The sequence below is a fragment of the Enterobacter sp. LU1 genome, from assembly GCF_008271405.2.
GTDB classification, from domain to species: Bacteria; Pseudomonadota; Gammaproteobacteria; order Enterobacterales; family Enterobacteriaceae; genus Enterobacter; species Enterobacter hormaechei_C.
On sequence record NZ_CP043438.2, the window covers coordinates 3,203,534 to 3,216,679 of the forward strand.

9 protein-coding genes are annotated in these 13,146 nt (G+C 55.6%); 8 read left to right on the plus strand and 1 reads right to left on the minus strand.

Features of this window, described 5'->3' with window-relative positions; all coding sequences use genetic code 11:
* The first annotated feature begins 4 nt into the window (after positions 1-4).
* Positions 5-955, plus strand: coding sequence for a transaldolase (tal, locus tag FZF21_RS15295; protein ID WP_047719307.1), 951 nt, complete (start codon positions 5-7; stop codon positions 953-955).
* 19 nt (positions 956-974) lie between these two features.
* Positions 975-2,963 (plus strand): transketolase, encoded by a 1,989-nt coding sequence (gene tkt, locus FZF21_RS15300; protein ID WP_015572216.1) that lies wholly within the window; start codon positions 975-977, stop codon positions 2,961-2,963.
* Positions 2,964-3,050: 87 nt separating this feature from the next.
* Here the strand turns inward: tkt and FZF21_RS15305 are convergent, their stop codons facing one another.
* On the minus strand, positions 3,051-3,383 hold the full coding sequence (locus tag FZF21_RS15305; protein ID WP_017692958.1) for a tRNA-binding protein: 333 nt from the start codon (positions 3,381-3,383) through the stop codon (positions 3,051-3,053).
* A 138-nt stretch (positions 3,384-3,521) separates the two neighbouring features.
* Here FZF21_RS15305 and ebgR point away from each other — a divergent pair, with 138 nt between their 5' ends.
* The 6 genes from ebgR to ygjK all read left to right on the plus strand — a co-directional run bounded on the left by ebgR (position 3,522) and on the right by ygjK (position 13,135).
* Positions 3,522-4,505, plus strand: a complete 984-nt coding sequence (gene ebgR, locus FZF21_RS15310; RefSeq protein WP_015572215.1) for a transcriptional regulator EbgR — start codon at positions 3,522-3,524, stop codon at positions 4,503-4,505.
* A gap of 146 nt (positions 4,506-4,651) precedes the next feature.
* Positions 4,652-7,735 (plus strand): beta-galactosidase subunit alpha, encoded by a 3,084-nt coding sequence (gene ebgA / locus FZF21_RS15315; RefSeq protein ID WP_047737525.1) that lies wholly within the window; start codon positions 4,652-4,654, stop codon positions 7,733-7,735.
* Entirely contained in the window at positions 7,732-8,181 is a 450-nt protein-coding gene (locus FZF21_RS15320; RefSeq protein WP_015572213.1) for a beta-galactosidase subunit beta, read from the plus strand. The genes ebgA and FZF21_RS15320 overlap by 4 nt, the downstream gene beginning before the upstream one ends.
* Positions 8,182-8,234: 53 nt before the next feature.
* Positions 8,235-9,671, plus strand: coding sequence for an amino acid permease (locus FZF21_RS15325; protein ID WP_149121255.1), 1,437 nt, complete (start codon positions 8,235-8,237; stop codon positions 9,669-9,671).
* A 38-nt stretch (positions 9,672-9,709) separates the two neighbouring features.
* Entirely contained in the window at positions 9,710-10,768 is a 1,059-nt protein-coding gene (gene ygjJ / locus FZF21_RS15330) for a protein YgjJ (protein ID WP_032102771.1), read from the plus strand.
* 15 nt (positions 10,769-10,783) lie between these two features.
* Entirely contained in the window at positions 10,784-13,135 is a 2,352-nt protein-coding gene (ygjK, locus tag FZF21_RS15335) for an alpha-glucosidase (protein WP_047737528.1), read from the plus strand.
* Positions 13,136-13,146 lie beyond the last annotated feature (11 nt).

The window sequence follows — 13,146 nt, forward strand, 5'->3', positions numbered from 1 at the left end:
AATTATGAACCAGCTAGACGGCATCAAACAATTTACCACCGTGGTTGCAGACAGCGGCGACATCGAATCGATTCGTCACTACCAGCCGGAAGACGCGACCACCAACCCCTCGCTGCTGCTCAAGGCGGCCGGTCTTGCGCACTTTAGTCATCTGATTGATGACGCCCTTGCCTACGGCAAAAAGCGCGGGAAAACGCAGGAGCAGCAGGTCGCCGAAGCCAGTGACAAGCTGGCGGTCAATATCGGTGCGGAAATTCTTAAAAGTATACCGGGACGCGTCTCCACCGAAGTGGATGCCCGCCTCTCATTCGACCAGGAAAAGAGCATTAGCAAGGCTCGCCGCCTGGTGGAACTCTACCAGGAGCAGGGGATCGATAAATCACGCATCCTGATCAAGCTTGCCTCCACCTGGGAAGGCATCCGCGCGGCGGAAGTGCTGGAGAAAGAGGGGATCAACTGTAACCTGACGCTGCTGTTCTCCTTCGCCCAGGCGCGTGCCTGCGCCGAAGCGGGCGTGTTCCTGATTTCACCGTTTGTCGGACGTATCTACGACTGGTATCAGGCGAAACAGCCGATGGATCCGTATGTGGTGGACGAAGATCCCGGCGTGAAATCGGTGCGTAATATCTACGATTATTACAAGCAGCACCGCTACGAGACCATCGTGATGGGGGCCAGCTTCCGCCGCACCGAGCAGATCCTCGCGCTCGCGGGCTGCGACCGGCTGACCATCTCCCCTGACCTGCTGAAAAAGCTTCAGGAGAGTGAAGAGACGGTGATCCGCAAGCTTGTGCCAACCTCTACCGTTCTGCCAAAACCAAAACCCATGACCGAAGCGGAATTCCGCTGGGAGCACAATCAGGACCCAATGGCCGTGGAAAAACTGGCGGACGGCATCCGTCAGTTCGCCGTCGACCAGCGCAAACTCGAAGATCTTCTCGCCGCCAAACTTTAACCTTGCCACGGAGTGAACTATGTCCCGTAAAGAGCTCGCCAACGCCATTCGCGCCCTCAGCATGGATGCCGTACAAAAAGCCAATTCCGGCCACCCTGGCGCCCCCATGGGTATGGCTGATATCGCCGAAGTGCTGTGGAACGACTTCCTGAAGCACAACCCTACCGATCCGACCTGGTACGACCGCGACCGTTTTATTCTTTCCAACGGGCACGCCTCGATGCTGCTCTACAGCCTGCTGCACCTTTCCGGCTACGATCTGCCGCTTGAGGAATTAAAAAACTTCCGCCAGCTGCACTCCAAAACGCCGGGCCACCCGGAGATCGGCTATACGCCGGGCGTTGAAACCACTACCGGCCCGCTGGGCCAGGGGCTGGCGAATGCGGTTGGCCTGGCGATTGCCGAACGTACGCTGGCCGCGCAGTTCAACCAGCCCGACCACGAGATTGTCGATCACTATACCTATGTCTTTATGGGCGACGGCTGTCTGATGGAGGGGATCTCTCACGAGGTCTGTTCTCTGGCGGGCACCCTGGGGCTGGGCAAGCTGATTGGCTTCTACGATCACAACGGTATCTCCATTGACGGGGAAACCGAGGGCTGGTTTACCGACGATACGGCGAAACGCTTTGAAGCCTATCACTGGCACGTGGTGCACGAGATCGACGGTCACGATCCAGAGGCGGTGAAAAAAGCGATTCAGGAAGCGCAGAGCGTGAAGGACAAACCGTCCCTGATCATCTGCCGCACCACCATCGGCTTCGGCTCGCCGAACAAAGCGGGCAAAGAGGAGGCGCACGGCGCGGCGCTGGGTGAAGAGGAAGTGGCGCTGACCCGCCAGAAACTGGGCTGGAAACACCCGGCCTTTGAGATCCCAAAAGAGATCTACAAGGCCTGGGATGCTCGCGAAACAGGTGAAAAAGCGCAGCAGGCCTGGAACGAGAAGTTTGCCGCCTACAAAAAAGCGTATCCGGAGCTGGCGGCTGAGTTTACCCGCCGCATGAGCGGCGGCCTGCCGGAAGACTGGGAAGAGAAAACCCAGGCGCTGATTGAAAACCTGCAATCCAACCCGGCGAAAATTGCCACCCGTAAGGCATCACAAAACACCCTGAACGCGATTGGCCCAATCCTGCCCGAACTGCTGGGCGGCTCGGCGGATCTGGCGCCAAGTAACCTCACCATCTGGTCCGGCTCTAAATCCCTGAAGGAGGACATTGCCGGGAACTACATCCACTACGGCGTGCGCGAGTTCGGGATGACCGCCATTGCTAACGGCATCGCCCACCACGGCGGCTTCGTGCCGTACACCGCCACCTTCCTGATGTTTGTCGAATATGCCCGTAACGCGGCGCGTATGGCGGCCCTGATGAAGGCGCGGCAAATCATGGTGTACACCCACGATTCCATCGGGCTGGGTGAAGATGGGCCGACGCACCAGGCGGTAGAGCAGCTGGCGAGCCTGCGCTTAACGCCAAACTTCAGCACCTGGCGTCCTTGCGATCAGGTGGAAGCGGCAGTGGGCTGGAAGCTGGCCGTAGAGCGTCATAACGGACCCACGGCGCTGATCCTGTCGCGCCAGAACCTGGCGCAGATCGAGCGCACGCCGGAGCAGGTGAAAAATATCGCCCGCGGCGGGTACATCCTGAAAGACAGCGGCGGCAAGCCAGACGTGATCCTGATCGCCACCGGTTCCGAGGTGGAAATCACGGTAAAAGCGGCGGAGAAACTGACCGCCGAGGGTCACGCGGTGCGCGTGGTTTCACTCCCTTCAACGGATATCTTTGATGCTCAGGATGAGGCGTACCGCGAATCGGTGCTGCCTTCAAACGTCGCGGCGCGCGTGGCGGTTGAAGCTGGCATTGCCGACTACTGGTACAAATACGTGGGCCTGAAAGGGGCAATTGTCGGGATGCATGGTTACGGTGAATCCGCCCCGGCCGACAAGCTGTTCCCATATTTCGGCTTTACCGTTGAGAACGTGGTGGAGAAGGCGCTAAGCGTGCTGTAGTGCTTTTGCCGGGTGACGCTGTCGTTTACCCGGCCTGCGGTTCGAGGCTTTGTAGGCCGGGTAAGGCGTAGCCGCCACCCGGCTTTTTCACACCACTCTTACCCCTGCCGCCATCACCCGCTCCGGCGTTAATAACACACTTTCTCGGGCGTCATCGGTTTCCGCGCAGAGCAACATGCATTCAGATGTTTCACCGCGCATTTTAGCCTTTGCCAGGTTACACAACACCACCACCGTTTTGCCCATCAGCTCCTCTTCCCGGTAATACGGCACCAGGCTGGTGACGGTTTGCAACGTTCTGTCTCCCACCTCTATCTGCGCAATATAGAGCTTGTCCGCATTGGCGTGACGTTTAACGTCAACAATCTTCCCCACGCGGAGCTCGAGCTTTGCAAAATCATCGTATGCTACCGTTTCCACTTTTGCCTCCTTGGTAAAATTTTACTAAATACTAACACGGTAACTGGCGAGGGCAACAGGGATGTTATTTACTAAAAATTAATGCATGTCCGAACGCATCCTTTACAATAAGCTATCTCGTGGGGAATGAGGACAAACATGGCAACGCTGAAAGACATCGCGACGGAAGCTGGCGTCTCGCTGGCAACGGTATCCCGGGTTTTAAACGATGACCCGACGCTGAATGTGAAAGAAGAGACGAAACACCGCATTCTGGAGATTGCCGAGAAGCTGGAATACAAAAGCACGACCTCCCGTAAAATGCAGTCTGTCGCTGCCGGTCAGCAACATATTCTGGCGCTCTACAGCTACCAGCAGGAACTGGAGATCAACGACCCTTACTATCTTGCCATTCGCCACGGCATTGAGACGCAGTGCGAAAAACTGGGGGTCGAACTGAGTAACTGCTACGCTAATGCCACCCTGCCGGAGCTGAAAAAGCTCACCGGGGTGTTGATTGTAGGCAAACCCTCCCCTGCGCTTCGACGTGCGGCAATGTCGTTGACCGACAACGTCTGTTTTATCGACTTTCACGAGCCAGGCAGCGAGTACGATTCTGTCGATATTGACCTTTCGCGCATCAGCAAGCAGATCGTGGATTTCTTTATTGCTCAGGGAGTTAAGCGGATTGGCTTTATCGGCGGCGAAGATGAGCCAGGCAAGGCTGATATTCGGGAAGCCGCCTTCGTGGAGTACGGGCTTCTGAAAGGGGTGGTATCGGAACAGGACATCTGGCGCGGCGGTTTTTCCAGCTCGTCCGGTTATGAACTGGCAAAAATCATGCTGGCACAACAGTGCTGGCCTTCCGCCTTGTTCGTGGCCTCCGATTCCATCGCCATCGGGGTGTTACGCGCCATCCACGAAAAAGGGCTGGCGATCCCGGAAGATATTTCACTGATCAGCGTGAACGACATTCCAACCGCCCGCTTTACCTTCCCGCCTCTTTCCACCGTGCGCATTCACTCTGAAATGATGGGCAGCCAGGGCGTTAATCTGCTGCTGGAAAAGGCCCGCGATGGCCGCGCGCTACCGCTTCAGGTCTTTGTCCCGAGCGTACTGAAGCTGCGCGGCACCACCCGCTGATTTCCACCTGTTAACTCTCCCGCCGGGCACGCCCGGCTTTTTTAATTTCGTGATCGAGTTAAAGCAAATCGGTTTTACTGATTTTATTTAGTAAAATATTTACTAAAATCTCCGGCAATGATGTTTTACCCCTACAGGGAGATCACATGAATCGCTGGGAAAATATTCAACTCACGCATGAAAACCGGCTCCCGCCACGTGCGTACTTCTTCTCTTATGACACCGTTTCCCGGGCGCGCACGTTTGCGCGTGAAGCCAGCAGCCACTTTCTGTCGCTAAGCGGAAAGTGGAACTTTCGCTTCTTCACGAACCCGCTGCTTGTCCCGGAAAACTTTACCTCAGAATACATGGCCGACTGGGGCGATATTACCGTGCCGGGCATGTGGCAGATGGAAGGTCACGGCCAGTTGCAGTACACCGACGAAGGCTTTCCTTTCCCGGTGGACGTACCATGGGTGCCGTCAGACAACCCGACCGGGGCATACCAGCGCTGGTTTACGCTTTCTGAAAGCTGGCAAGAGAAACAGACCCTTATCAAGTTTGACGGCGTCGAAACCTATTTCGAAGTCTACGTGAATGGCCGCTATATAGGCTTTAGCAAAGGCAGCCGACTGTCTGCCGAGTTTGATATCAGCGATGCGGTACACAGCGGGCAAAACCTGTTGTGCGTGCGGGTTATGCAGTGGGCAGATTCCACCTACATTGAGGATCAGGACATGTGGTGGACGGCGGGGATATTCCGCGACGTCTACCTGCTGGGAAAATCACTCACGCATGTCCGCGATTTCACGGTTAAAACCACCTTCGACGAGGCATACCGGGACGCCACCCTCTTCTGTCAGCTTGAGCTGGAAAACCTTGCTGCACGCCCTGGCTGTGTTCAACTGGATTATACCCTGTACGACGGCGAGACAGTGCTGCACAAGGGAACAACCGACAACCTGACCGTCAGCGAGCGTGCGGAAACCGCCTTCAGCATTGAGGTGAGGCAACCCCGCCAGTGGTCCGCTGAATCGCCGGATCTTTATCATCTGGTCATGACTTTAAAAGATAACCATGGCCAGACGCTGGAAATCATCCCGCAGCGCATCGGGTTTCGGGATATCAAGGTGAAAGACGGCCTGTTCTACGTTAACAACCGTTATCTGAAGCTGCACGGCGTCAATCGTCATGACAACGATCATCTGAGGGGCCGCGCGGTAGGGATGGATCGCGTGGAGCGCGACCTGATCCTGATGAAGCAGCACAATATCAACTCGGTACGTACCGCCCACTACCCGAACGACCCGCGCTTTTACGAGCTTTGCGACCTGTACGGCCTGTTTGTAATGGCTGAAACGGATGTGGAGTCTCACGGCTTCGCCAACGTCGGCGACCTGAGCCGCATTACGGACGATCCGGTGTGGGAGCCGGTCTACGTTGAGCGCATCGAACGCCATATTCACGCGCAGAAAAATCATCCGTCGATCATCATCTGGTCGCTCGGAAATGAGTCCGGCTACGGCTGTAACATCCGCGCGATGGCCCGTGCGGCAAAAGCGCTGGATGATACTCGCCTGCTTCACTACGAAGAAGATCGCGACGCCGAGGTGGTGGACATTATCTCCACCATGTATACCCGCGTACCGCTGATGAATCTGTTTGGCGAATACCCGCACGCCAAACCGCGCATTATCTGCGAATACGCCCATGCGATGGGCAACGGTCCCGGCGGGTTGACCGAGTATCAGAACGTGTTCGATCGCCACGACTGCATTCAGGGGCATTATGTCTGGGAGTGGTGCGACCACGGTATTCAGAAAACAGACGCCAGCGGCAATATCTGGTACGCCTATGGCGGCGACTTCGGTGATTACCCCAATAATTACAACTTCTGCCTCGACGGGCTGATCTACTCCGATCAAACGCCCGGGCAAGGTTTGCGTGAGTACAAGCAGGTGATCGCCCCGGTCAAACTGCGCTGGCAAAACGGTGAGCTGCACGTTGATAACCGCTTATGGTTCACCAGCCTGGATGATTACACCCTGCTCACGGAGGTGCGTGCGGAAGGTGAAACGCTGCACAGCGAGCCACTGAACATCACCGGGTTGGCCCCCAACAGCTCCCGCAGCGTCAGCCTGCACGTGCCGGAACTGGACGAGCGCGAAGCATTCCTGACTGTACGTATTATCAAAAACAGTCCCACGCGCTACAGCGAGGTCGGGCACGAGATCGCGGTGTATCAGTTCCCGTTAAAAGGCCGCACGGCACGCCCGACACCGTTTATCAACACCAGTGCCACTCCGCTGCGTCTGGAGGAAGATCGCCTGAGCTGCACCGTGACCGGGCATAACTTCCGCGCGACCTTCTCTAAAGTATCGGGAAAACTCAGCGCCTGGCAGGTGAACGGTGAGGAATACCTTACCCGTGAGCCGAAGATTAACTTCTTCAAGCCCATGATTGATAACCATAAGCAGGAGTATGAAGGGCTGTGGCAGCCGTATCATTTCCAGATCATGCAGGAGCATCTGCGCGGTTTCGAGGTTGAGCAGCATAACGATGCGATCATCGTCACCACCCGTACCCTGATTGCCCCGCCAGTGTTTGATTTTGGCATGCGCTGTACCTATCGCTGGCGCATCGCCGCCGACGGGCAAATCAACGTTGAGCTAAGCGGTGAGCGCTACGGCGAGTACCCGCACATCATTCCGTGCATCGGCTTTACGCTTGGCATCAACGGCGGTTTCGATCAGGTGAGCTACTACGGGCGAGGGCCGGGTGAAAACTATCCGGACAGCCAGCAGGCCAGCACCATCGACCTGTGGCACACCACGGTTGATAAGATGTTTGAAAATTATCCGTTCCCGCAAAACAACGGCAACCGTCAGCAGGTGCGCTGGGCCTCCCTCGCGGATCGTCATGGCAGCGGCGTGCTGGTCGTACCGCAACAGCCTCTCCACTTCAGCGCCTGGCACTACACGGCTGAGAATATTCACGCCGCACAGCACTGCAACGAACTGCGCCGCTGCGATGACATCACGCTTAATCTTGACCACCAGGTGCTTGGCTTAGGCTCCAATTCCTGGGGAAGTGAGGTACTGGAGAGCTGGCGCGTCTGGTTCAGTCCGTTCCGCTACGGCTTCACATTGCTCCCGCTCAATGGCGGCCGCATCGCCTCGATGGCGCTGGCACGCCAGCAATTCGGCACCGGTTTCTTCTCCATGGATTTGCACAGCGAGGCAGACAAATGATCGTTCTTGAGAGCCTGGAACAGTTTCAACAGCATTACCGCACGGGTCGCAAATGGCAGCGCTGCTCAGAAGCCATTAACAATATCGATAATATCTCGCCCGGCGTAGCCCATTCGATTGGCGATTCGCTGGCCTACCGTGTGACCAATGATGCCAGCACCGACGCGCTGTTTGTCGGGCATCGCCGCTATTTCGAGGTGCATTACTACCTTCAGGGCGCGCAGAAAATTGAATATGCCGCCAAAGATGCGCTTCAGACAGTGGAGTGTTACCGCGATGAGACCGATCGAGAATACCTGAAAGGCGTGGGTACCACCGAACAGGTGCGCGAGGGGCAGATCGTAATTTGTGAGAACCATGAGGCGTATCGCTTTATCAGCGAGGAGCCGGTCAAAAAAGTCATTCTCAATGTGACCATCGAAGACGGTTATTTCCATAACAAATAAAAAAACGAGCGGTGCCAATGAAGCACCGCTAGCCTCTTACCCGGAGAAACGTTATGTCTGAAACCACCAAACGCAATACCATCGGCAAATTCGGCCTGCTGTCGCTGACCTTTGCCGCCGTGTTTAGTTTTAACAACGTGATCAATAATAATATCGAACTCGGACTTACCTCCGCGCCGATGTTCTTTTTAGCAACCCTGTTCTATTTTATCCCGTTCTGCTTAATTATCGCTGAGTTTGTCTCGTTGAATAAAAACTCAGAAGCTGGAGTTTATGCCTGGGTAAAAAGTTCACTCGGCGGGCGCTGGGCATTTATTACCGCTTATACATACTGGTTCGTGAATTTATTCTTCTTCACCTCGTTATTACCGCGCGTCATTGCCTATGCCTCTTATGCCTTTCTTGGCTATGAGTACATTCTCACACCATTTGCCACAACGGTGCTAAGTATGGTGCTGTTCGCCTTCTCAACGTGGGTCTCCACCAACGGGGCGAAGATGCTGGGGCCAATTACGTCTGTAACCTCCACGCTGATGCTGCTGCTGACGCTCTCTTACATTCTGCTGGCGGGCGCGGCGCTAATGGGTGGGGTGCAGCCCGCTGATCCGATTACCGTCGACGCGATGATCCCGCATTTTAACTGGGCATTCCTCGGCATTACCACCTGGATATTTATGGCTGCCGGGGGCGCGGAATCCGTCGCGGTGTACGTAAACGATGTGAAAGGCGGTTCGAAATCTTTCGTTAAAGTGATCATCCTGGCGGGGATCTTTATCGGCGTGCTGTACTCCATCTCCTCGGTACTGATCAACGTCTTTATCAGCAGCAAAGCGTTGAAGTTTACCGGGGGTTCGGTGCAGGTGTTCCACTGTCTGGCGGTGTGGTTTGGCCTGCCGGAAGTGTTGATGAACCGTTTCGTCGGTCTGGTTTCCTTTACCGCCATGTTCGGCTCCCTGCTGATGTGGACGGCGACGCCGGTCAAAATCTTTTTCTCGGAGATCCCGACCGGCATTTTTGGTCCGAAAACCGTGGCGCTGAACGAAAACGGCGTACCGGCGCGGGCGGCCTGGATCCAGTATTTGATTGTGATCCCACTGATGATTATCCCGACCATGGGCTCCAGTACCGCGCAGGAGCTGATGAACACCGTCATCAATATGACCGCAGCAGCCTCAATGTTACCGCCGCTGTTTATTATGCTGGCCTACCTCAACCTGCGTCGTAAGCTCGATCACCTGCCGCGCGATTTCAGGATGGGTTCACGAACCACGGGTATAACCATAGTGTCGATGCTGATTGTTATTTTCGCCATTGGTTTTGTGGCATCCACTTTCCCTACCGGTGCCAATATTCTGACGATTATTTTCTATAACGTCGGTGGCATTGTTTTATTCCTCGGATTTGCCTGGTGGAAATACAGCAAATACGTAAACGGATTATCAAAAGAACAACAAAAAATTGAAGCATCACCTGCCTCGAATATTAACTGAAATAAAAGGCATGGATTTTATCTCATTGGGATGAGTTTATGAAAATTAAACAAAAAACATTTTGGGCACTCGCTGCCCTCTCTTTCTGCTGCCCTGCTATTGCCGCAGAAGATGCCCGGCCCGCTGAACATGACGATACCAAAACACCGGCAATAACCTCCCCGTCATTTCGTTTTTATGGCGAGATGGGCGTCGGTGGGTATATGGATTTAGAAGGTCAGGATAAACATAAATACAGCGACGGCACTTATATTGAGGGCGGTCTGGAGATAAAACAGGGGAACTGGTTCGGCCTGATTTACGGCGAAGGCTGGACCGTACAGGCGGATCATCAGGGCAACGCTTGGGTGCCCGATCACAGCTGGGGCGGGTTTGAAGGTGGGATTAACCGCTTCTACGGCGGTTACAAAACCGATAACAGCACCGAGATCATGCTCAGCCTGCGCCAGGACTCGTCTCTCGATGACCTGCAATGGTGGGGCGATTTTACGCCGGATCTGGGTTATGTGATCCCCAACACCCGCGACATCTTGTACGCACTAAAGGTGCAAAACCTCTCCGGCAACCTGCGCTATAGCGTCACCGCCACGCCAGCGGGTCACCATGACGAAAGCAAGGCCTGGCTGCACTTCGGCAAATACGATCGTTATGACGACAAATATACCTATCCGGCAATGGCGAATGGCTATATTCAGTACGACATCCTGAAAGATGTCACCTGGATGAACGGTCTTGAAATTACCGACGGTACAGGCCAGCTCTTTTTAACAGGCGTTTTGACACCCAACCTGGCGGCACGCGCGTGGCATCATACCGGACGGGCAGATGGACAGAACGTCTCCGGCACGGAGAGCGGATTTATGGTCAGCGCCATGGTGGAAGCCCTGAAAGGCGTTTATCTCTCCACTGCTTACAGCTACGCGAAACATCGTCCGGACGATGCGGCTGAAAAAACTACCTCGTTTATGCAGTTCGGGATCTGGTACGAGTACGGCGGCGGGCGTTTTGCCACCGCTGCCGACAGCCGCTTCTATATGAAAAATGCCTCCGGCGACCCGAGCGATCAGGTCTTCCTGATGCAATACTTCTACTGGTAAAAAGGATCTACCACCATGAAATACGTCCTCACGCCGCTGGCCTGCGCGCTGGCGCTCAGTTTTTCGGCTCACGCCGCCACCGCAACTGACTTCAAAAACGTCATCAACCGTACCGGCGCGCCGCTCTTCATGCAGGATTTCGACTACGACGACCACCAGCGGTTTAATCCCTTTTTTGATATGGGTGCCTGGCATGGGCATTTGCTGCCGGACGGGCCGCAGACCCAGGGCGGATTTCCCGGCGTAGCGCTGCTCACCGAAGAGTACATCAACTTTATGGCGACGAATTTTGATCGCCTGTCCGTTTACCAGAACGGTAAAAAAGTGGATTTCACCCTTGAAGCCTACAGCCTCCCTGGCGCGTTGGTGCAGAAACTGAGCGCCAGGGATGTTCAGATCGTGATGACGCTGCGCTTTGCTTCTGCGCGTACTTCGCTGCTTGAAACCCGTATTACCAGCAAAACGCCGCTGGAGCTGGTGTGGGACGGCGAGCTGCTGGAAAAACTGGAGGCCAAAGAGGGCAAGCCGCGTTCGGATAAAACCATCGACAGCGCATATCCTGATTATCAGCGTAAAATTGTAGCCACGCGCGACGGCCTGAAGGTGACCTTCGGCAAGGTACGCTCCACCTGGGATCTGCTCACCTCCGGCAGTTCCGAATATCAGTTACACCGCTCTCTTCCTGCCGAGACCACCGTTGACGGACATCGCTTTACCAGCCGGGCACAGATTTCCGGCAGCACCACGCTGTACACTACCTACTCCCATCTGCTGAACGCCGATGACGTCGCGCGTGAACAGCCGCAGATCCGCGACATTCTGGCGCGTCCGGCCTACTTTATGGCCGCCTCGCAAGCGCGCTGGGAGAGGTATTTACAAAAAGGGTTAACCAACCCGCACGCGACACCAGAACAAACGCGCGTGGCGGTGAAAGCCATCGAGACGTTGAACGGTAACTGGCGTTCGCCAGGCGGCGCGGTGCGTTTTAACACGGTGACGCCCTCCGTAACCGGACGCTGGTTCTCCGGCAACCAGACCTGGCCGTGGGACACCTGGAAACAGGCATTTGCCATGGCGCATTTCAACCCGGAGATCGCCAAAGATAACATCCGCGCGGTCTTCTCCTGGCAGATCAAACCCGACGATCCGGTGCGCCCGCAGGATACCGGATTTGTGCCGGATTTAATCGCCTGGAACCTGAGCCCGGAACGAGGCGGCGACGGCGGTAACTGGAACGAGCGTAACACCAAGCCGAGCCTGGCGGCATGGTCGGTGATGGAGGTGTATAACACCACGCAGGATAAAGCCTGGCTTGCCGAGATGTATCCAAAACTGGTTGCCTATCACGACTGGTGGCTGCGTAACCGCGATCATAACGGCAACGGCGTGCCGGAGTACGGTGCGACGCGTGATAAGGCCCATAACACCGCTACCGGCGAGATGCTGTTCACGGTGAAAAAAGGTGATAAAGAAGAGTCGCTTTCCGGCCTGAATAACTACGCACGGATAATCGATAACGGCCAGTACGACGGCCTGGAGATCCCCGCGCAGGTGGCCGCCTCGTGGGAGTCCGGGCGCGATGATGCCGCCGTATTCGGATTTATCGATAAAGCGCAGCTGGATAAGTACGTTGAAAACGGCGGGAAACGCAGCGACTGGACGGTTAAATTTGCCGAAAACAGGAGTAAAAAAGGCGATCTGTTAGGGTATTCCTTATTACAGGAGTCCGTTGACCAGGCAAGCTATATGTACAGCGACAATCACTTTCTGGCGCAGATGGCGAGCCTGCTGGGTAAAGAGCAGGAGGCCAGCCACTATCGCCAGCTGGCAGATAAGCTCGCAACCTATATCAACACCTGCATGTTCGATGCGAAAAGCGGGTTTTACTATGACATTCGTATCGAGGATAAGCCGCTGGCGAACGGCTGTGCGGGCAAACCTATCGTCGAGCGCGGTAAAGGGCCGGAAGGCTGGTCTCCGCTGTTTAACGGTGCCGCGACGCAGGAACATGCGGATGCCGTGGTCAAGGTGATGCTGGATCCGAAGGAGTTCAATACCTGGGTACCGCTCGGCACCGCCGCGCTGACAAACCCGGCGTTCGGCGCAGACATATACTGGCGCGGCCGGGTCTGGGTCGATCAGTTCTGGTTTGGACTAAAAGGCATGGAACGTTACGGCTATCGTGAGCAGGCGCAAACCCTCGCCGAAACCTTCTTTAAGCATGCGAAAGGGTTAACCTCGGACGGCCCGATTCAGGAGAACTATAACCCCCTGACCGGAGCACAGCAGGGCGCACCTAACTTCTCCTGGAGCGCGGCGCATTTGTATATGCTGTATAACGACTTTTTCCGTAAGAGCGATCGGTGATCCCCTCGTGC

What these genes read in the sequence shown, in the direction of transcription:
- tal (WP_047719307.1), top strand. Translation starts at nt 5, where the DNA reads ATGAACCAGCTAGACGGCATCAAACAATTTACCACCGTGGTTGCAGAC.
- tkt (WP_015572216.1), top strand. Translation starts at nt 975, where the DNA reads ATGTCCCGTAAAGAGCTCGCCAACGCCATTCGCGCCCTCAGCATGGAT.
- ebgR (WP_015572215.1), top strand. Translation starts at nt 3,522, where the DNA reads ATGGCAACGCTGAAAGACATCGCGACGGAAGCTGGCGTCTCGCTGGCA.
- ebgA (WP_047737525.1), top strand. Translation starts at nt 4,652, where the DNA reads ATGAATCGCTGGGAAAATATTCAACTCACGCATGAAAACCGGCTCCCG.
- FZF21_RS15320 (WP_015572213.1), top strand. Translation starts at nt 7,732, where the DNA reads ATGATCGTTCTTGAGAGCCTGGAACAGTTTCAACAGCATTACCGCACG.
- FZF21_RS15325 (WP_149121255.1), top strand. Translation starts at nt 8,235, where the DNA reads ATGTCTGAAACCACCAAACGCAATACCATCGGCAAATTCGGCCTGCTG.
- ygjJ (WP_032102771.1), top strand. Translation starts at nt 9,710, where the DNA reads ATGAAAATTAAACAAAAAACATTTTGGGCACTCGCTGCCCTCTCTTTC.
- ygjK (WP_047737528.1), top strand. Translation starts at nt 10,784, where the DNA reads ATGAAATACGTCCTCACGCCGCTGGCCTGCGCGCTGGCGCTCAGTTTT.